This window comes from Neisseria sp. RH3002v2g (assembly GCF_014596425.2).
Lineage (GTDB): Bacteria > Pseudomonadota > Gammaproteobacteria > Burkholderiales > Neisseriaceae > Neisseria.
Map to the genome: position 1 here is coordinate 651,048 of NZ_CP110721.1, position 18,453 is coordinate 669,500.

Consider the following 18,453-nt stretch of genomic DNA (forward strand, 5'->3'; position numbering starts at 1 on the left):
TTCCTTTGGGTATTTTGGAGGAATAAACAGTAGGTCGGGCATAAATGTCCGACCTATGTTTTTTCAGACGGCCTCGATCATTTCAGTTTCATTTAAAACTTCCATTCCGCGCTCACACCCACGCTTCTGGGGCGTTGGTAGAGTGCGTCTTGGCGGTCGGCGCTGGAAATGAATATGGGTCGGCGGCGGTTGAACACGTTGTCGGCGTAGAGCGAGACGCGGCCTTGTTTGAAGTTGTAGGCAGTGTAGAGGTTGACTTGGTTGTATGCGCCGATTTTGCCTGATTCGGCATTGTCGGCGGCGGAGTAGTAGCCGCCGTAGAAGCGCACGTCGCCGCCGGCTTCCCAACCTTTGTCGTTCAGGTATTTCACGCCGATGTTGGCGGTGTATTTGGGCGCGCGGCCGAGTTTGTTGCCTTCGATGCTGCTGTCGGGATAGCTTTTGATTTTGGTGTTGAGCAGCCCCAGTCCGGTGGTGAGTTTCAGGCTGTCGGTCGCCTGCCAGTCGGCGGCGAGTTCCGCGCCGTAGGTGTGGACTTTTTGGGCGTTGCGGATGACGACGGAGTTGGTGCCGAGATAGAAGGGGAGCTGCATGTCGCGGTAGTGGTTCAGGAACAGGTTGCCGGAGAGTTGCAGGCGGCGGTCTGCGCTGCGCCAGCGGGTGTACCACTCGTAGTTATTCACATATTCGGGTTCATAAGTGTAGGTTACGACGGGGCGGTCGAAGGTGATGCCCGCGCCGCCGGGATTGTAGCCGCGCGCGGCTTTGATGCCGCTGACCCATTGGTCGGTGGGTTTGAAGGCGATGTCGATTTTGGGCAGGAAGACGGTCTGGCCTTTGTCTAAATCGAGGTGCAGTGCGCCGCTGCCGCCGCTTCGTTTGTGCGTTTCTTTTTCAATGCGGGCGGCGGCCGTGATGTCCCATTTTTCGCTGGGGCTGTATGTGGTTTCGGCAAACAGGGCGCGTACGCTGTTGCGGTCGTCAAAGGTGTTGCGGCCGCCAACGTTGCGGATATCTACCCATTCGTCTTGTTTGCTTCGGAAGTAGTGCAGCCCGGCAAGGCCTTTCAGACGGCCTTTGTTGGAAAAATGCAATACCGGCTCCCATTGCAGTTCGCGGCCTTTGAGTTCGGCAGGCACGCCTTGCGGGCTGACGGTCATCGGCAGGTGCAGCCGCTCGTTGTGGTAGCGGCCGTAAACCAGTTTGTTTTCCAGTTTCAGATAGTCGTTAAGCTGCCACGAGACGTCCCAGATGCCCGATGTCGAGCCGGTTACGAACACGGGCTTTTCCTTTAAAAAACGGCGACTGGCGGTGTTGCCCATGATTTCGTTTTGCGGTGCGCGCGAACGGATGTGGTTCAGCGTCAGGCGGCTGTAAAAATCGGGATGGTTTTCGGGCGTGAGCAGGAGTTTGAAGCGTACGTTGGTGTTTTCTACGCGGCGTGGGTTGCCGGTCGGCTCGTAGGACACGAACGGTTCGTAGCTTTCGCGCTGCTGCCGCTCCGCACTCAGGCGGAAGGTAAGGTTGTTTTTCACAATCGGGCCAGACACTACGCCGGCGACATTGCGCGTTTTCTGGTTGCCCAAACCCAAGCGCAGCGCGCCTTCCCATTCGTCAGTTGGGTCTTTGGAACGCATCACCACCGCGCCCGCCACCGCGTTCTGCCCGCGCACATGGCTTTGCGGCCCGCGCAAGACTTCCACCTGCTGCATGTCCCACAGCGACTGCGTGCCGAAGGCGTATTCGTTGTAAGTGGCGGAGCGGCCGTCTATGGACAGGTTCAGGCGCGGCCGAGTGCCTGCGAAAAACGCCACCGCGCCGACGGCGGGGCCTGAGCCGTCAACGCCGCGCACGGTCGGCAAATCGTTGCCGCTGCCCAAGTCCACCGTGTTCACAGTCTGTTTGAGCAGGTCGGTTGCGGAAAGGTTGTGGCCGCTGCGGTCGATGTTCGGCGTCGAGAAAACGCGGTTGGACGTGGCGGTTTCAAAGCCGCTGCGATTGGTGCGTTCACCGGTGACGACGACTTCTTCCAACTGCACCTGTTCCGCGTCTTGCGCCGCATCGACGGCATAAATCCATTCGGAGGCAAAGGCGGCGGCAATCAATAGGGGGAGGCGGCGGAGGGTGTGTTTCTGCATTTCTTATCCTTTCAGACGGCATATATCGGGGCGGATTGAACATCAGGCAATCCAATTGCTCCGTCAGTATGCAAATATTTGTGTTTACACATTTACATAAAACAAACTATTAATGTAAAGTATAAGAAATAAGAAACAGGAATGCAAGTGTTTATCATTCACTTTACTTCCCCTCTTATCTTGTGAATCGTCCAAAAAAATCCCTCTCCTATTTTGGGGGAGAGGTTGGAGGAGGGAGATTCTGTAATCTTCATGAATTTGGCCTGTTAAACTTCCGACAGTCCTCATCCGTAGGGCGGAGCGAGGGACAAGGAAAGAGGCCGTCTGAAACGCCACCATATTGCCATTGCCGCCGTGGGAAAATATAGTGGATTAACAAAAATCAGGACAAGGCGACGAAGCCGCAGACAGTACAGATAGTACGGAACCGATTCACTTGGTGCTTCAGCACCTTAGAGAATCGTTCTCTTTGAGCTAAGGCGAGGCAACGCCGTACTGGTTTAAAGTTAATCCACTATTATGATGAGTATCCGATTTGCGGATAACTTTAGTGAGAACCCTTTATAAACAAAATCAAAACCTTCCTACCGTCATGACTGCCAGCAAACAACAAACTATAGCCGACACCGCCCGCCGCCTGTTCCGCGAACACGGTTTTTCCGCCGTATCCGTAGGCAGTATCTGCGCCGAGGCCAGCGTCAGCCGCGTCACTTTTTACAAATATTACAGCGGTAAAAACGCACTCTTGCAGGAAATTGTTACCGAGCAGAAAAACCGCGTCCGTGCCGAATTTGAAAATCTGCTTGCACGGCAATGCAGCCTGCGCGAAGCCGCTGAGGCTGTGTTTGCCCTGCAAAAACAATCGTTTGAAGAACTTTATTCCGCCGCTTTCCTGCGCGACATCGAAGAGAATACCGATTTAGAGTTGGAGCGGTTTTTCCATGGGTTGAACGAAGAAAAATACGCCTTTATGCGCGGATTCTTCCACACGCTGCAACAACGCCGCCTGATTCAGCCCGATTTGTCGGTGGAACTCATCGACCTGTTCATCCGTCAGGCGGATATATTGATGCGCCATCCGCAACTGACCGCGCTTTATGCCGCCGCGCCGCAAAAGTTGCCGCAAGACGTATTGGGATTGCTGCTGCACGGTTTGTCAGGGAAAGAATAGATAAAAAAGAATAGCAAAAATTTCAAATATGAATATTCAGACGGCCTTTCGGTAAATAGCTACCGAAAGGCCGTCTGAATATTAAATGGAATTATAAACCGCAGGTTTTAGGTTTGTTTGCCAGAATATTGATGACTTTGCGTTCGGCTTTTTGCGGCTCGATTTTGATTTCACTTTCGTCTTCTTCGCTGCCGTCGGAGAAACGTTCCGGCATTTTTTCGCTGTCAAACGCCAAGTCGCCACCATGTTTCAGGTTTTGACCGCGTTCCAGGCCGACAAAGTCGAAGAGTTCGGTATCGGCCAAATGCGAAGGAACGACGTTTTGTAGGGCGGAGAACATGGACTCGATACGGCCGGGAAAACGTTTGTCCCAATCGCGCAGCATATCGCCGATGACTTGGCGTTGCAAGTTGGGCTGAGAGCCGCAGAGGTTGCATGGAATAATTGGGAATTGTTTCAGCTCGGCATATTTGATCAATTCCTTCTCTTTGACATATGCGAGAGGACGGATGACGATGTGTTCGCCGTTGTCGCTGACCAGTTTGGGCGGCATGGCTTTGAGTTTGCCGCCGTAGAACATATTCAGGAACATGGTGGCGAGGATGTCGTCGCGGTGGTGTCCCAAGGCGATTTTGGTGCAGCCCAATTCTTTTGCGGTGCGGTAGAGGATGCCGCGGCGCAGGCGGCTGCACAGCGAACAAGTCGTTTTGCCTTCGTCCAACACACGTTTGACGGTGGAGTAGGTGTCTTCTTCAACGATTTTGTAGGGAACGCCGATGCTTTCGAGATAGGTCGGCAATACTTCTTCGGGGAAGCCAGGCTGCTTTTGGTCAAGATTGACGGCAACCAGCTCGAAATCAATCGGCGCGCTGGCTTGAAGCTGGCGCAGAATGTCTAATAGGGCGTAGCTGTCTTTGCCGCCGGAGAGGCAGACCATGATTTTGTCGCCCGGCTCGATCATGTTGAAATCGTTAATGGCATCGCCGACGGCGTGGCGCAGGCGTTTGCTGAGTTTGTTGTTTTCTAATTCTTGTTTGGTTTTTTTGGACATGGCTGTTTGTGCTTTGAAATAATAGAAAAATTTAAGGGCGGTATTGTACCGCAAAAGAATAAAGGCCGTCTGAAAAACTGCGCTTGCTTGGTCAATGCGGCATTTTCAGACGGCCTGATATTTGCGCTTTATTTGATTTGAAGGGCGGTAATTTTGATTTCAACCTTCCAGTCGGGTGAGGCCAGTTTTGCTTCCACGCAGGCGCGGGCCGGAGCGCGCTCGGGGGCTGTCCATGCGTCCCAGGCTTCGTTCATGGCGGCGTAGTCGTTCATATCGGGCAGATAGATGGTGGCTTCTAAAATGTGTGCTTTGTCGGATTGGCATTGGGCGAGCCATGAATCGATTTGCGCCAAAACATTTTCAGTTTGCGCTTTGGCATCGGCTTCAGGATTTTCGGGAACCATGCCGGATAGGAAAACCAAGCCGTTGGCTACGACGGCTTCCGAATAGCGTTTGCTTGTGCCAAGATAGCGGATGTCCATGTTGTCTCCTGATTTCAAAAAGAAGGTATGGTAACATTGCAGTTGTTTACGTTCCACATTTAAGAGGGGCCGTCTGAAAAGGGTGGCGGCAAACAACCATGAGTAAAGCAGAATATCCGGTTACGCAGGCAGTGCGCTTTTTACGCAGTAAGAAAATCGATTTTGTCCCTTATGTTTATGCGTATGAAGAACATGGCGGTACGGCGCGTTTTGCCGAGTGCACGGGCAAGCCCGAGCATCAGGTCATCAAAACGATTGTTTTGCAGGATGAGCATAAAAAAGGCTTGGTTGTTTTAATGCATGGCGACAAACATATTTCCACCCGCAATCTGGCGCGTGAACTGGGCTTGAAACACATCGAGCCGGCAACGGCGGATCAGGCGGCGAAATGGACGGGCTATTTGGTCGGCGGGACATCGCCGTTCGGTATGAAAACCGCGTTGCCGGTTTATGTGGAAGAAAGCATTTGGGCTTTGGACGAGATTTTTATCAATGGCGGCAAACGCGGTTTTATCGTGGGCATGAAGCCTGAAAACCTGCGTACGCTCAACCCGCAAGATGTTCATGTTGCAGTGGATGCATAAAGGATAGGAATAAAGATGGAACAATTAAATTTATACGAAATCTTGGGTGTGTCTCAGGATGCGGATATTAACGTTATCCGCGAGGCTTACGGCAAATTGGTTGCCAATCCGGATATTCAGAAAGATGCGGAGCGTTTCAAAGCCATCGGACAGGCGTTTGAAGTGTTGTCCCATCCGGAAAAACGTCTGGCTTATGATGCGGCGATGCAGTACGAGCCTCAGGAAGCTCAAGACAACGGCTTCAATAATACGGTGGTCAATCATACGGAAAACCATAATACAGGGAACAATAATACGGAGGCCAATATGGCCAATACGTCTAATTCTGAAGTGAAAAACTATGTTTTTATCGCCTATATTACCTATGCGTTGGGCCTGTTTATCTGGTTTGCACCCGTTGTCGGTGTGATTTTGGCATATGTCAAACGCGATGAGGCGCAAGGCAGTATTTATGCCAGCCATATTGACTATTTGACCAAGACATTTTGGGTGTCTTTGGTGGGTATGCTTTTCGGGATGTTGACCATACTTATCTTAATCGGTTGGCTGATTTTGGTGGCAACCGGTATTTGGCTCATTTATCGCGTAGTCGTCGGACTGATTAAACTGAATGAAGATAAGCCTGTTCCTACTCAAGGATGGTTTTAAAGCATGGCATATTTATTGGCAAGTATCGTTTGCAGCGTGTTGGTTTCCGTATTGCTGAAAGTGGCGCGCAAGCAAAAAATCAATATTGAGCAGGCGGTGGCGGTGAACTATATCGTTGCCGTCACTTTGACCATGCTGGTGTTAAAACCCGATTTGAGTAGTCCGCAGGTGTTTTTACCGACTTGGTGGCTCTTTGCGGCTTTGGGTATCTTGTTGCCAAGCGTGTTTGTCATTATGGGCAAATCCGTCGATGCGGCAGGTATCGTCAAATCGGACGCGGCACAACGCTTATCGCTGTTTTTGCCCATTATAGCTTCATTCACGCTTTTCCATGAGCAGTTGACCGAAGGCCGTCTGATTGGTTTGGTATTGGCATTTACAGCATTGTTTTTCTTACTTTGGAAAAGCGATGGCGGTAAGAAATCCGGCGGTCTCAGTACGCAAGTGATGCTGCTTTTGGGCGTTTGGTGCGGCTATGGCGTCATTGATATTTTGTTCAAACAAGTGGCAAAGAGCGGTACCGCGTTTGCCGGCAATTTGCTGGTGGCATTTTGTTTGGCCGGTATCTTGATGTTTGGCTACCTGTTTGCCAAAGGGAGCAAGTGGACTAAAGAAGGCATCTTGGGCGGTATGATTTTAGGCTGCCTGAACTTTTTGAATATTGTTACCTACATCTCGGCACACCAAATCATGAAGGATAATCCGACCTTGGTGTTTGCCGGTATGAACATCGGCGTGATTGTTTTGGGTACGCTGATTGGTGCGGCAATGTTTAAAGAAAAAATCAGCAGCATTAATGCAGCCGGTATCAGTATTGCTATTTGCTCGATAGCCTGTCTGTTTTATTGGCCGCAAATTCGAAGCTTGGTAGGTTAAAAATACTTATGCCGTCTGAAAATTTTCAGACGGCCTTATTTTTATTATAAAATAGCCATTCATGCGCCGATTTGGCCGTATGGGAATTATTTTGCGCTTACGGGCGTTTCTATGTTAAACAATAAGTTGAACTCACACAATAATATCGATAGTTACATCATGAAACATATTAAAAAACACATTCAATGCGCCGTTCTCGGCATGCTGGTATTGTCCGGTTGCCAATCGTATCAGGAAGATCAAAGCCGCCGCAGTAAAATGGCACAATTTGCACTTAACCATCCCGTGGCCGCCCAAGTCATCGGGATGGAGGATGAAGGCTTAATCAATATGACCAGTAATGCCACACGCTTTGCCGAGCGTACAGGTTTGGATGACAAAGCAAACGGCGACAGCAGGGGAACACAGGTCAATGCCGTACGCCAAGCATTATGGCAGGCGGCGATTGCTTCTAAATTCGACAGCATTATTGCCGAAAAAGCAGGTAATGCACGCCTGACGGATATGGAGTTGCGAGAAGGTAAAGACGATTATTTCAGCCGTTACCTTGCCGACCAGGCGGTCGATCAACGTAACAACCGTATCGGCCGCAGTATCGGCAGTGCCAAACCCGACAGCGATATGAAGACGCTGGCGGCAAGCATTTTGTTCTACTACAACAAAGTAGGCTTGTGGACGGCTTCCGAAGTGAAAAACCGTTGGCACATCAAACAGGAAAAACTTTCAGACGGCCAATATGCCGAGGCATTGAAAAATATCGCCAAATTGGATCAAAACGGTATGACCGAGCAGGAACGTAATAGTTATAAAACCGGTACGCTCAGCGAAATCAAACGTTCGGTCAAAGCCATACGTCAAGTCGAAGACTGATTTTAAGACTTCATTATTGAAAGGCAATTGTTATGAATTTCCCTCCGCGTTATGTCTCAAACACCCGTATGCGCCGTATGCGTAAAGACGATTTTTCACGCCGTCTGATGCGCGAGCATACTTTGACGGCAGATGATTTAATCTATCCGGTTTTTGTATTGGAAGGTCAGAACCAGGAAGAGGCAGTGCCGTCTATGCCCGGCGTCAAACGCCAAAGTTTGGATAAATTGTTGTTTACCGCTGAAGAGGCGCTGAATCTCGGTATTCCTATGCTGGCTTTGTTTCCCGTGGTAACACAAAACAAGACCGAGTTTGCGGAGGAAGCTTATAACCCTGAAGGCTTGGTGCCGACAATAGTACGAACCCTGCGCGAGAAATTTCCAGAGCTGGGTATCATGACTGACGTTGCCTTGGACCCCTATACCATTCACGGCCAAGACGGTTTAACTGATGCAAATGGCTATGTCCTTAACGATGAAACCATTGAAGTTTTGGTAAAACAGGCTTTGTGTCATGCCGATGCAGGCGCACAAGTCATTGCCCCGTCAGACATGATGGACGGACGCATTCTTGCCATCCGTGAAGCCTTGGAAGATGCCGGACATATCCATACACGCATTATGGCGTATTCGGCAAAATATGCTTCAGCATTCTACGGCCCGTTCCGCGATGCCGTCGGCAGCTCCGGCAATTTGGGTAAGGCAGACAAGAAAACCTACCAAATGGACCCTGCAAACACTAACGAAGCCTTGCACGAAGTCGCATTGGATATTCAAGAGGGTGCAGATATGGTCATGGTAAAACCGGGTTTGCCGTATCTGGATGTCGTCCGCCGAGTTAAAGATGAGTTCGGCGTACCGACTTATGCTTACCAAGTTTCCGGTGAATATGCCATGCTTCAGGCTGCCATTCAAAATGGCTGGTTGGATGGTGAGAAAACCATTTTGGAAAGCCTATTGGCATTCAAACGCGCCGGTGCCGATGGTATTTTGACTTACTATGCGATTGAAGCGGCAAAATTGTTGAAGAAGTAAAATAAAGAAATAAATTAAAAAGCGGCAAACAGTGTTTATCCTGTTTTGCCGCTTTTTTGTATTACTTAAGATTGGCTCAATAGAGCCCAACTAAGGTTTATACTTTGAAAATCTAAAAAATTTTGTATAGTAAGTTATGACCAAATAAAGGCCGTCTGAAAAAACAGTTTTCTTATTTTTCAGATGGCCTTATATGATTTAAACTTTAGTGATGGCTGCAACCGCCGTGGGTTTCACGCAATGCTTCGGCTGCTTGTTCGTCTGCGTGGTAGCTGGAGCGGACCATTGCACCGATGGCGGCATTGGTAAAGCCCAATTCGTATGCTTCTTTTTCAAAAACTTTGAATTGGTCGGGCGTTACATAGCGTAGGACAGGCAGGTGGCCGTCTGAAGGTTGCAGATATTGGCCGATGGTAATCATCTCGATATTGTTGGCACGCATATCGCGCATGATTTCGCGCACGTCCTCGTCTGTTTCGCCCAAGCCGACCATGATGCCGGATTTGGTCGGGATATGCGGCATCATTTCTTTGTAGCGGCGCAGAAGGTCGAGGGAGTGCTGGTAGTTGGCACCCGGACGGGCTTTTTTATACAGGCGCGGATGGGTTTCCAAATTGTGGTTCATCACGTCAGGCGGTGTTTCTGCCAAGATTTTCAATGCGATGTCCAAGCGGCCGCGGAAGTCGGGAACGAGGATCTCGATTTTGGTATTCGGGCTGGTTTCGCGGATGGCTTTGATGCAGTCAGCGAAGTGTTGTGCGCCGCCATCGCGCAAATCGTCGCGGTCGACAGATGTAATGACGACATAGCGCAGGTTCATGGCTTTGACGGATTCTGCCAAATGTTTAGGCTCATCAGGATCCAGCATATTCGGGCGGCCGTGGCCAACGTCGCAGAATGGGCAGCGGCGGGTACAAATATCGCCCATAATCATGAATGTGGCCGTACCCTTGGTAAAGCATTCGCTGATATTGGGACAAGATGCTTCTTCGCACACGGTATGCATTTTTTGTTCGCGAAGAATATTTTTGATTTCAAAGAATTTCTTGCCCGGTAGTTTGGCGCGGATCCATTCGGGCTTTTTCAATTTTTGTTCCAATGGAACCACTTTAATCGGAATGCGTGCAGTTTTGTCTGCGCCTTTCAGTTTGATGCCGCGTTTGGGGTCGTTTTTTACTTCTTCACTCATGGTGATGTGTTCTTTCTGTCGTTATAAAGGCCGTCTGAAAAGCTTATAGGAGGATTTGTACCTAAAAGTTTATGGGCAAGTTCAGAGGGCGGTTAAAAGATGGCAGTGTGACGGATTTTTTCAGACGGCCTTATGCCAGCTCTTTTTGTAAATGCTTGGTCAGTTTGTCTGCAACTTCTGCCAAACTGGGTGCCGGAGAGACATAGTCGGCAATTTGGGTCATTTCCATACCGGCATAACCGCAGGGGTTGATGTAGGTAAACGGACTTAAATCCATGTTCACGTTGAGCGCCAAACCGTGGTAAACGGAGCCGTCTTTAATACGCAGGCCCAGGGAAGCGATTTTACGCGCGCCGACATAAACGCCGGGGCGTTTGGGATCGGCGGCTGCTTCAATGCCGTATTCTGCCAATGTGGCGATAATGCTGTTTTCAAGTGCGGAAACGATATGGCGGACGCTGGTCTTACGGCGTTTGAAATTGATCATCGTATAGACGACTAATTGACCGGGACCGTGATAAGTAATTTGACCGCCTCTGTCAATTTGGACAACGGGTATATCGTCGCGGATGAGGAGGTGTTCGGGTTTGCCGGCCAAGCCTTGGGTAAATACGGGCGGATGTTCGACCACCCATAATTCGTCTTCGGTATTTTCGTCACGCGAGGCATTGAATGCCTTCATGGCTTCGAAAGTCGGCAGGTAATCGACCAAGCCTTTGTGCACGATTTTCATTACAACACCACTTTAACCAATTCGTGGGAAGTCAGGTCGCGGTAGATATTGTCGAGCTGCTCTTGATTTTCAACATTTACATGGACAGTCGCGCCGGTATAGTTGCCTTTGCTGCTTGGGCGCGTAGTGATGTGGTGCGGCTCGGTATCGGGAGCATGTTTGCGCACAGTTTCCAAGATGGCGGATTCAAATTCCGGATGAACCGCGCCCATGACTTTTACAGGAAAGGTGCAAGGGAATTCAATTAATGATTTTTTTTCGGTTGAGTCTGTCATGGTTTACTACCTTGTTTGGTTTGCCAGGGCCGTCTGAAAAGTTTTCAGACGGCCCAAAATCCGATATATTTTATCGTAAACGTCCATATCGGGCTATTAAAAATGATGTTTTCGAAAATAGGTGCGGATAAGCTGTTTTCAAGTCTTGAAATGGAGCGCTTCAGCCCAATTTTGAGCTACATTCTGATTTAACAATGATTGAGATTATTAACTATGCCGACAAAAGACAAATATTTCGAGGAATACAGTGCGCTGGCTACTTTGCCTTTACGCGATGTCGTGGTGTATCCGCATATGGTATTGCCGCTGTTCGTCGGTCGTCCTAAATCGATTGCAGCCCTTGAGGCGGCAATGGCTAATGATGATCCGGTTTTCCTGTTGGCCCAGCTTGACCCTAATACAGAAGACCCTAAAGCTGAAGATTTGCACCAAACCGGTACGGTTGCCCAAGTTTTGCAGGTTTTGAAGCTGCCTGATGGCACCGTTAAAGTATTGGTAGAAGGTATCCGTCGTGCGCGTGCGTTGACAGTTGACGAAACAGGCGGACTGTTTTTATCCCATGTTGAGGCGATTGATGAAAACAGCGACAAGGACAATCCCGAAATTGAAGCCTTGCGCCGTACCTTGCTGACTCAATTTGAGCAATATGCGAAATTGAACAAAAAAATCCCTGCAGAAGTCATCAGTACCATCAGCAGTATCGATGACAACAGCCGTCTTGCCGATACGATTGCCGCCCATTTGCAGCTGAAGTTGGAGCAGCGTCAATATGTGCTGGAGACCGCCGGCATTGTCGAACGTTTGGAATTTCTGCTGGCTCAGTTGGAAGCCGAACTCGACATCATGCAGGTCGAGAAACGTATCCGTGGCCGTGTAAAACGTCAAATGGAAAAATCCCAACGCGAGTATTACTTGAATGAGCAAGTGAAAGCGATTCAGAAAGAATTGGGCGAAGAAGACGAGCGCGGCGAGCTGGACGCGTTGGAAGCAAAAATCAAAGAAGCAGGCATGAGCAAAGAGGCTGAAGAAAAATGTCTGTCTGAATTGAAAAAACTGAAAATGATGCCGCCGATGTCTGCGGAATCTACCGTCGTGCGCAACTACATCGATACTTTGCTTGAGTTGCCGTGGAAGAAAAAATCCCGTGTCAGCAAAGATATTGCCAAGGCTGATTTGATTTTGAATGCCGACCATTATGGTTTAGAAAAAGTCAAAGAGCGCATTTTGGAATATTTGGCCGTTCAGAAACGTATGGACAAGCTCAAAGGCCCGATTTTGTGTTTGGTCGGCCCTCCGGGGGTGGGTAAAACTTCCTTGGGCGAATCAATTGCCAAAGCCACAGGCCGTCAATATGTGCGTATGGCATTAGGCGGCGTGCGTGATGAAAGCGAAATCCGCGGCCACCGCCGTACCTATATCGGCTCTATGCCGGGCAAAATCCTGCAAAACATGGCAAAAGCGGGTGTGAAAAATCCATTGTTCCTGCTTGATGAAATCGACAAAATGGGCAGCGATTTTCGTGGCGATCCGGCCAGTGCATTGCTCGAGGTGCTCGATCCTGAGCAAAACAATAAGTTCGCCGACCACTATGCCGAAGTCGATTACGATTTGAGCGATGTGATGTTTATTGCCACTTCAAACAGCTTGAATATCCCGACTCCGCTGCTTGACCGTATGGAAATCATCCGTCTGTCCGGTTATACAGAAGATGAAAAAATCAATATTGCCATGCAATACCTTGTGCCGAAACAAATGAAGCGCAATGGTGTGAAAGAGGGTGAGTTGGTGGTTGATGAAAGTGCGGTGCGCGATATTATCCGTTACTACACCCGCGAGGCAGGTGTTCGCTCGTTGGATCGCGAAATTGCCAAAATCTGCCGCAAAGTAGTAATGCAGGTTACCTTGAATGAGGACAAGAAAAAAGCGTCCAAATCCAAAACAGCAAGCAAGGCCAAGCCTAAAGCAATTAAAGTTACAGAGAGAAATCTGCATGACTATCTAGGCGTGCGCCGTTTCGACTATGGCGTGGCCGAAAGCGAAAACCGCATCGGTCAGGTAACCGGTCTGGCTTGGACCGAAGTTGGTGGCGAGTTGTTGACTGTTGAGGCGGTTGCCTTGCCGGGCAAGGGTACAATTCAATGTACCGGCCAACTGGGCGACGTGATGAAAGAATCGGTATCGGCCGCATGGTCGGTTGTCCGTTCCCGTGCCGAATCAGTGGGTCTGGCTCCTGATTTTTACGAGAAGAAAGACATTCACATCCATGTACCGGAAGGTGCGACGCCGAAAGACGGTCCGAGCGCAGGTATTGCCATGACTTTGGCGATGGTTTCTGCCTTTACTAAAATTCCGGTGCGTGCGGATGTAGCGATGACCGGTGAAATCACTTTGCGTGGCGAAGTGTTGCCGATCGGCGGTTTGAAAGAAAAACTGCTGGCTGCTTTGCGCGGCGGCATCAAGCATGTATTGATTCCGAAAGACAACGTCAAAGATTTGGAAGAAATCCCTGAAAATGTCAAAACCGGTCTGACCATCCATCCGGTCAAATGGATTGATGAAGTGTTGGCTTTGGGTCTGGAAACTCAGCCTGAGCAATGGGTTGCCGAATTAGCAGTTGCCGAGACCGTGCAAACTCCTAAGACAAAGTCAAGAACAAAAGCAACCAAGCATTAAGTTGGCTGTCTGATGTTGCAAAAAATGTGGTTTTGCCCTGAATGCCCCAAAAATAGGGCAATTCCACATTTTTTACTTGACATGATAATTTCAGAATTGCTATAAAGTGCGTATGTGCTTTGAAAGCGCTCAAGCCCCGAGTATTCGGGCATTTCATCATCTTTATACGATAGGAAGGGACTAATTGTGAACAAGTCTGAATTGATCGAAGCAATTGCTCAAGAAGCCGGCATTTCCAAATCTGCTGCGCAAAAAGCTTTGGATGCTACTACTAATGCCGTAACCAACGCATTGAAAAACGGCGACACTGTTACTCTGGTCGGTTTCGGTACTTTCTACGTCGGCGAACGCGCCGAACGTCAAGGCCGCAACCCAAAAACTGGCGAGCCTTTGACTATTGCTGCTGCTAAAACTCCTAAATTCCGTGCCGGTAAAGCATTGAAAGACGCTCTGTAATTTAGAGTCTTTCCCTGAATGGGAATAAAAAACCGATTTGATTCGGTTTTTTATTTTGAAGGCCGTCTGAAACCTTTCAGACGGCCTTTAGTTTGTTGAGTGCATAAAAAGGCTGAAATCCTAATGATAAAAGGATTTTAGCCTTTTTAGTTTATCTTGTTACATTTGATTTTTATATTGATATACCTTATCATTAAGGGAAACAATAACAGTATTCAAAACAAACCGCACTTATCGAAAGAAGGGGCAAATAGCCATTCGTAAACAATCTTTCAAATGTGCTACACATTCATCATACTTCTCACGTTTTTTCAATAATCTATTTTTAAAACAAAAAGAAAAGAGAGACTTATGTCTGCTGTTCCTTTGTCGCGCCTGAAAAAAGGCGCAGTCGTACATATTGATTCCATTGCTCCCAATCCTGTTTTTGGTGATTTGGATACCTTGGTAACCCGTCGTCTTGCAGATTTGGGTTTTTCCAGCGGAATGCCGTTGCAAGTGATTGCAGTCGGCGGTTTTGGAAGAGGACCGTTTGCAGTACGCTTGGGTAACCAATCCCAATTTTCCCTGCGTTCGGAAGAGGCCGGGAAGATTATGTGTCGTATCGTTGAGGCCGTTTAAGGCCGTCTGAAAGAATAAGGAAAAATGATGGAACTAAGCTATTTTGCCTTGATTGGCGCGCCAAACTGCGGCAAAACCGTTTTGTTCAACGGTTTGACCGGCTCACATGCCAAGGTTGCCAATTATCCGGGCGTAACTGTCGATAAGCGCGAGGGCGCCTTCCTCGACGACGAGGCCGTCCGCATTATCGACCTGCCGGGCACATACAGCCTACGCACGACCAGCCCCGACGAAGCGGTGGCGAAAGATGTAATGGTAGGCAAGATGGGCATTCCGCCCGATGCCATTATTGCCGTTGCCGACGCGACCAACCTGCGTATGACCCTGCGCATGATTTTGGAACTGAAAACGCTGGGACTGCCTATGGTGGTGTCGCTGAATTTGAGCGACGTGGCCCGCAAAAGGGGCTTGAATATCGACGCGGCCAAACTGAGCGAGTTGTTGGATGCACCTGTTTTGGAAACAGTTGCAGTGAGCGCGTCGGGTGTACAGGCTGTACGCGAAGCCGTGGCGAAGCTGCCGCGCAAACGCTCTTTCCCCGCAAACCCCGCCTCTGCCGAACGCACGCTCGATGCGCTGGATAGCGACAAACTTTATCAAGAAGTCGAATCGATTTTGGCACAAGTGGTACGCACCCAGATGACGCTGCCCGCATGGCACAAAAAACTCGACGACATCGTGCTGCACCCCGTCTGGGGCATGATTATGCTGCTGGTCATCCTGTTTATGGTGTTCCAAGCGGTTTACACATGGGCGGCGCCGATTATGGACGCCATCGAAGGTGGCTTTACCGCGCTGGGCGAATGGATAGGCGCCAACATGGAGCCGGGCATCCTCAACGATTTGCTGGTCAACGGCGTCATTGCCGGTTTGGGCAGCGTGTTGGTGTTCCTGCCTCAGATTACGATTTTGTTTGCCTTTATCCTGCTATTGGAAGACTCAGGCTATCTGCCGCGTGCAGCCTTCCTGCTGGATAACATCATGGCAAAAAGCGGTTTGTCCGGCCGTTCGTTTATTCCCCTTTTGTCCAGCTTTGCCTGTGCCGTTCCTGCCGTGATGTCGGCGCGTACCATTAACGACCCGCGCGAACGCCTTGTTACCATCGCGGTTGCGCCGTTGCTGACTTGTTCCGCACGTTTGCCGGTGTATGCGCTGATTATCGCCGCTGTTATTCCTGACCGTACAGTGGGTGGGATTTTCAACCTGCAAGGCCTGACATTGTTTATTCTTTATATCGTAGGCATTCTGTCGGCCGCATTGGCAGCGTATATCATGAAACGCTTGGCGCGGATGAAAGGCAATGTGCAACAATTCCCACTTTTGATGGAATTGCCGACTTTCCGTACGCCTAACTTCAAACACATCATGACCAGCTTGTGGGATAGGGTAAAAGCCTTCCTGAAACGCGCGGGTACCATCATTTTTGCGTTGGCCGTGGTTCTGTGGGGCTTGGTAAGCTGGCCGCAACCGCCTGAAGGCGCAACCGGTGCCGCCATCGATTACAGCTTGGCAGGTACGCTTGGTCATGCTATTCAGCCGTTTTTTGCACCTTTGGGTTTTACTTGGGAAATGTGTATCGCCATGATTCCGGGTATTGCCGCGCGCGAAGTGGTCGTTGCCGCATTGGGTACCGTTTATGCCGTCAGCGCGTCGTCTGAAGATGCCGTACAAAACGCATTAATTCCCATCATACACAACAACTGGGGCTTGCCGACCGCCTTTGCCTTCTTGGCTTGGTATGTGTATGCTCCGATGTGTGCCGCGACTTTGACCGTGATTAGACGCGAAACCAAATCCACGAAAAATATGCTTATGATTACAGGCTATTTGTTCCTGATGGCTTATTTTGCCGCATTTGTGGTTTACCAACTTTCTTCAAGGATACTATCGTCATGACTCAATATATTATCGTCGGCTTGATTATGCTCGCCTGCGTATTCTTCCTCTTGCGAAAATTCGTGTTCAAACCGAAAAAACGCGACTGCAGCAGTGGCTGCGGCAAATGCGGTGGTTGCGGTTAAATAAAGAGGGTTAGATAAGTAAAAGGCCGTCTGAAACTGTTTCAGACGGCCTTGGTTATTGGAGAAGGCTTATTTCAATGCTTCCAACAGCTTTCCGTGTATTCCGCCGAAGCCGCCGTTGCTCATGACTAAAATATGGTCGCCTGCCTCGGCATTTTTCACGATTTCGGCAACAAAGGCATCGAAGTCTTTGCCGACGTGCAGCTTGCCACCCAAAGGCGCGAGGGCTTCGGCAACGTCCCAGTCCACGCCGCCGGCGTAGCAGAACACTTGGTCGGCACCTTTGAGGCTTGCGGGCAGGGCGGCTTTCATGGTGCCGAGTTTCATGGTGTTGGAGCGCGGCTCGAGGACGGCGAGGATGCGGGCGTTGCCGACGCGCTGGCGCAGGCCTTCGATGGTGGTTTCGATGGCGGTCGGGTGGTGGGCGAAATCGTCGTAAACGGTGATGCCGTTCACCGTGCCTTTGATTTCCATGCGGCGTTTGACGTTTTTAAACGCGCTCAAGGCTTCGCAGGCGGTCTGAATATCGACGCCGGCATGACGCGCGGCAGCGATAACGGCGAGGGCGTTCATGCGGTTGTGTTCGCCCATCAGTTCCCAAGCGACGTGTCCGACCGTTTCGCCATGATGGCATATGTCAAACGAGCCGTCGGCATGGACGGTACCAACCTGCCAGCCTTGTTCGGTACCGAATTTTTCCACCGGCGTCCAGCAGCCTTTGTCCAAAGTGTCTTGCAGGCTTTGTTGTTGTCCGTTGCAGACGATAAGGCCTTCAGACGGCACGGTGCGTACCAAATGATGGAATTGGGTTTGAATGGCGCCCAAATCGGCAAAAATGTCGGCGTGGTCGAATTCCAGATTGTTCAAAATGGCAGTACGCGGACGGTAGTGTACAAATTTGGAGCGTTTGTCAAAAAAGGCGGTGTCGTATTCGTCGGCTTCGATAACGAAAAACGGCGATTTGCTGTTCGGGTCTTGGCGCGGCGTTTGTGGCAGGCGGGCGGAAACGCTGAAGTTTTCCGGTACTCCGCCGATGAGGAAGCCCGGTGCGAGTCCGGCATATTCTAAGACCCATGCCAGCATGGAGGCTGTGGTTGTTTTGCCGTGTGTTCCGGCTACGCCGAGCACCCAGTGCCGATGCAATACGTTTTCAGCCAGCCATTGCGGGCCGGAAGTATAAGGCAGGCCTTTGTTTAAAATGGCTTCAATCACATCCATGCCGCGTTTGGCAACATTACCGATAACATAAATATCGGCTTTAAATTCGTCCAATTGAGCGGCATCAAAACCTTCGTGTACGTCAATGCCCAAGGCTTCAAGCTGGGTGCTCATCGGCGGATACATCTTGGCGTCGCAACCGCTGACTTTAAAACCTGCTTCTTTGGCAATAGCTGCTACGCCGCCCATAAATGTGCCGCCGATACCGATAATGTGGATGTGTTTCATGATAAGACTGTCTTTGGATAAATTAATTGTAAAGCCGTCATTATAACGGAGTTTGGATAAAGGGGTCGTCTGAAAAGTTAGACAACAATAAGAATAGGAAAAAAATATAAGGGATTTGATTTTAAAGGGAGGGCGTTGAGGTTTTGATTGGGTAAGTATTACTTTGAAAAGAGTTATTTAATACG

Annotated in this window: 18 protein-coding genes; 11 read left to right on the forward strand and 7 right to left on the reverse strand. The window is 49.7% G+C overall.

All coding sequences use genetic code 11. The features are described from left to right. Positions 1-92: 92 nt before the first annotated feature. A complete protein-coding gene (locus BBP27_RS03200) occupies positions 93-2,138 on the reverse strand; it encodes a TonB-dependent receptor (RefSeq protein WP_188211683.1) in 2,046 nt (681 codons plus the stop codon). A gap of 550 nt (positions 2,139-2,688) precedes the next feature. Between BBP27_RS03200 and BBP27_RS03205 the strand changes: the two genes are divergently transcribed. Beyond that, a complete protein-coding gene (locus BBP27_RS03205; RefSeq protein ID WP_188211684.1) occupies positions 2,689-3,309 on the forward strand; it encodes a TetR/AcrR family transcriptional regulator in 621 nt (206 codons plus the stop codon). 91 nt (positions 3,310-3,400) lie between these two features. Here the strand turns inward: BBP27_RS03205 and ttcA are convergent, their stop codons facing one another. Continuing rightward, positions 3,401-4,360, reverse strand: coding sequence for a tRNA 2-thiocytidine(32) synthetase TtcA (gene ttcA, locus BBP27_RS03210; RefSeq protein WP_188211685.1), 960 nt, complete (start codon positions 4,358-4,360; stop codon positions 3,401-3,403). 128 nt (positions 4,361-4,488) lie between these two features. Beyond that, positions 4,489-4,842 (reverse strand): RidA family protein, encoded by a 354-nt coding sequence (locus BBP27_RS03215; protein WP_049349838.1) that lies wholly within the window; start codon positions 4,840-4,842, stop codon positions 4,489-4,491. 98 nt (positions 4,843-4,940) lie between these two features. On the opposite strand from BBP27_RS03215, the gene ybaK reads away from it, so the two are divergent. From ybaK to hemB, 5 genes are all read left to right on the forward strand, one after another. Beyond that, complete coding sequence (gene ybaK / locus BBP27_RS03220; protein ID WP_004519716.1) at positions 4,941-5,426, forward strand: Cys-tRNA(Pro) deacylase; 486 nt, start codon at positions 4,941-4,943, stop codon at positions 5,424-5,426. A gap of 15 nt (positions 5,427-5,441) precedes the next feature. After that, positions 5,442-6,074, forward strand: a complete 633-nt coding sequence (locus BBP27_RS03225; protein WP_188211686.1) for a DnaJ domain-containing protein — start codon at positions 5,442-5,444, stop codon at positions 6,072-6,074. A gap of 3 nt (positions 6,075-6,077) precedes the next feature. Beyond that, complete coding sequence (locus BBP27_RS03230; RefSeq protein ID WP_188211687.1) at positions 6,078-6,950, forward strand: DMT family transporter; 873 nt, start codon at positions 6,078-6,080, stop codon at positions 6,948-6,950. A gap of 159 nt (positions 6,951-7,109) precedes the next feature. Further along, complete coding sequence (locus BBP27_RS03235; protein ID WP_036491232.1) at positions 7,110-7,820, forward strand: DUF6973 domain-containing protein; 711 nt, start codon at positions 7,110-7,112, stop codon at positions 7,818-7,820. Between the two features lie 32 nt (positions 7,821-7,852). Next, positions 7,853-8,854 (forward strand): porphobilinogen synthase, encoded by a 1,002-nt coding sequence (hemB, locus tag BBP27_RS03240; RefSeq protein WP_188211688.1) that lies wholly within the window; start codon positions 7,853-7,855, stop codon positions 8,852-8,854. A gap of 205 nt (positions 8,855-9,059) precedes the next feature. Here hemB and lipA read toward each other — a convergent pair whose 3' ends face one another. From lipA to BBP27_RS03255, 3 genes are all read right to left on the reverse strand, one after another. Next, positions 9,060-10,043 (reverse strand): lipoyl synthase, encoded by a 984-nt coding sequence (gene lipA / locus BBP27_RS03245; protein ID WP_049349829.1) that lies wholly within the window; start codon positions 10,041-10,043, stop codon positions 9,060-9,062. Between the two features lie 130 nt (positions 10,044-10,173). Next, positions 10,174-10,776, reverse strand: a complete 603-nt coding sequence (lipB, locus tag BBP27_RS03250; protein ID WP_188211689.1) for a lipoyl(octanoyl) transferase LipB — start codon at positions 10,774-10,776, stop codon at positions 10,174-10,176. Then, positions 10,776-11,051 (reverse strand): HP0495 family protein, encoded by a 276-nt coding sequence (locus BBP27_RS03255; RefSeq protein WP_003746890.1) that lies wholly within the window; start codon positions 11,049-11,051, stop codon positions 10,776-10,778. The genes lipB and BBP27_RS03255 overlap by 1 nt, the downstream gene beginning before the upstream one ends. Before the next feature lie 213 nt (positions 11,052-11,264). Here BBP27_RS03255 and lon point away from each other — a divergent pair, with 213 nt between their 5' ends. The 5 genes from lon (at position 11,265) to BBP27_RS03280 (ending at position 16,822) form a co-directional block, all read left to right on the forward strand. Continuing rightward, positions 11,265-13,724: an endopeptidase La gene (gene lon, locus BBP27_RS03260; protein WP_188211690.1), complete on the forward strand. Its 2,460-nt coding sequence runs from the start codon at positions 11,265-11,267 to the stop codon at positions 13,722-13,724. Positions 13,725-13,910: 186 nt separating this feature from the next. Continuing rightward, entirely contained in the window at positions 13,911-14,180 is a 270-nt protein-coding gene (locus BBP27_RS03265) for an HU family DNA-binding protein (protein ID WP_003683413.1), read from the forward strand. A gap of 351 nt (positions 14,181-14,531) precedes the next feature. Next, complete coding sequence (locus tag BBP27_RS03270; protein ID WP_003746882.1) at positions 14,532-14,801, forward strand: FeoA family protein; 270 nt, start codon at positions 14,532-14,534, stop codon at positions 14,799-14,801. Positions 14,802-14,828: 27 nt separating this feature from the next. Continuing rightward, positions 14,829-16,697 carry a ferrous iron transporter B gene (gene feoB, locus BBP27_RS03275; RefSeq protein ID WP_049323195.1) on the forward strand — a complete coding sequence of 623 codons (1,869 nt, stop codon included), beginning with the start codon at positions 14,829-14,831 and terminating at the stop codon, positions 16,695-16,697. After that, complete coding sequence (locus BBP27_RS03280) at positions 16,694-16,822, forward strand: FeoB-associated Cys-rich membrane protein (protein WP_003683546.1); 129 nt, start codon at positions 16,694-16,696, stop codon at positions 16,820-16,822. The genes feoB and BBP27_RS03280 overlap by 4 nt, the downstream gene beginning before the upstream one ends. Positions 16,823-16,891: 69 nt before the next feature. Here BBP27_RS03280 and mpl read toward each other — a convergent pair whose 3' ends face one another. Beyond that, positions 16,892-18,268, reverse strand: coding sequence for a UDP-N-acetylmuramate:L-alanyl-gamma-D-glutamyl-meso-diaminopimelate ligase (mpl, locus tag BBP27_RS03285; protein ID WP_049323196.1), 1,377 nt, complete (start codon positions 18,266-18,268; stop codon positions 16,892-16,894). Positions 18,269-18,453 lie beyond the last annotated feature (185 nt).

What these genes read in the sequence shown, in the direction of transcription:
- lipA (WP_049349829.1), bottom strand. Translation starts at nt 10,043, where the DNA reads ATGAGTGAAGAAGTAAAAAACGACCCCAAACGCGGCATCAAACTGAAA.
- BBP27_RS03280 (WP_003683546.1), top strand. Translation starts at nt 16,694, where the DNA reads ATGACTCAATATATTATCGTCGGCTTGATTATGCTCGCCTGCGTATTC.
- BBP27_RS03230 (WP_188211687.1), top strand. Translation starts at nt 6,078, where the DNA reads ATGGCATATTTATTGGCAAGTATCGTTTGCAGCGTGTTGGTTTCCGTA.
- BBP27_RS03235 (WP_036491232.1), top strand. Translation starts at nt 7,110, where the DNA reads ATGAAACATATTAAAAAACACATTCAATGCGCCGTTCTCGGCATGCTG.
- BBP27_RS03225 (WP_188211686.1), top strand. Translation starts at nt 5,442, where the DNA reads ATGGAACAATTAAATTTATACGAAATCTTGGGTGTGTCTCAGGATGCG.
- BBP27_RS03255 (WP_003746890.1), bottom strand. Translation starts at nt 11,051, where the DNA reads ATGACAGACTCAACCGAAAAAAAATCATTAATTGAATTCCCTTGCACC.
- feoB (WP_049323195.1), top strand. Translation starts at nt 14,829, where the DNA reads ATGGAACTAAGCTATTTTGCCTTGATTGGCGCGCCAAACTGCGGCAAA.
- mpl (WP_049323196.1), bottom strand. Translation starts at nt 18,268, where the DNA reads ATGAAACACATCCACATTATCGGTATCGGCGGCACATTTATGGGCGGC.
- ttcA (WP_188211685.1), bottom strand. Translation starts at nt 4,360, where the DNA reads ATGTCCAAAAAAACCAAACAAGAATTAGAAAACAACAAACTCAGCAAA.
- lon (WP_188211690.1), top strand. Translation starts at nt 11,265, where the DNA reads ATGCCGACAAAAGACAAATATTTCGAGGAATACAGTGCGCTGGCTACT.
- ybaK (WP_004519716.1), top strand. Translation starts at nt 4,941, where the DNA reads ATGAGTAAAGCAGAATATCCGGTTACGCAGGCAGTGCGCTTTTTACGC.
- BBP27_RS03215 (WP_049349838.1), bottom strand. Translation starts at nt 4,842, where the DNA reads ATGGACATCCGCTATCTTGGCACAAGCAAACGCTATTCGGAAGCCGTC.
- lipB (WP_188211689.1), bottom strand. Translation starts at nt 10,776, where the DNA reads ATGAAAATCGTGCACAAAGGCTTGGTCGATTACCTGCCGACTTTCGAA.
- BBP27_RS03200 (WP_188211683.1), bottom strand. Translation starts at nt 2,138, where the DNA reads ATGCAGAAACACACCCTCCGCCGCCTCCCCCTATTGATTGCCGCCGCC.
- hemB (WP_188211688.1), top strand. Translation starts at nt 7,853, where the DNA reads ATGAATTTCCCTCCGCGTTATGTCTCAAACACCCGTATGCGCCGTATG.
- BBP27_RS03270 (WP_003746882.1), top strand. Translation starts at nt 14,532, where the DNA reads ATGTCTGCTGTTCCTTTGTCGCGCCTGAAAAAAGGCGCAGTCGTACAT.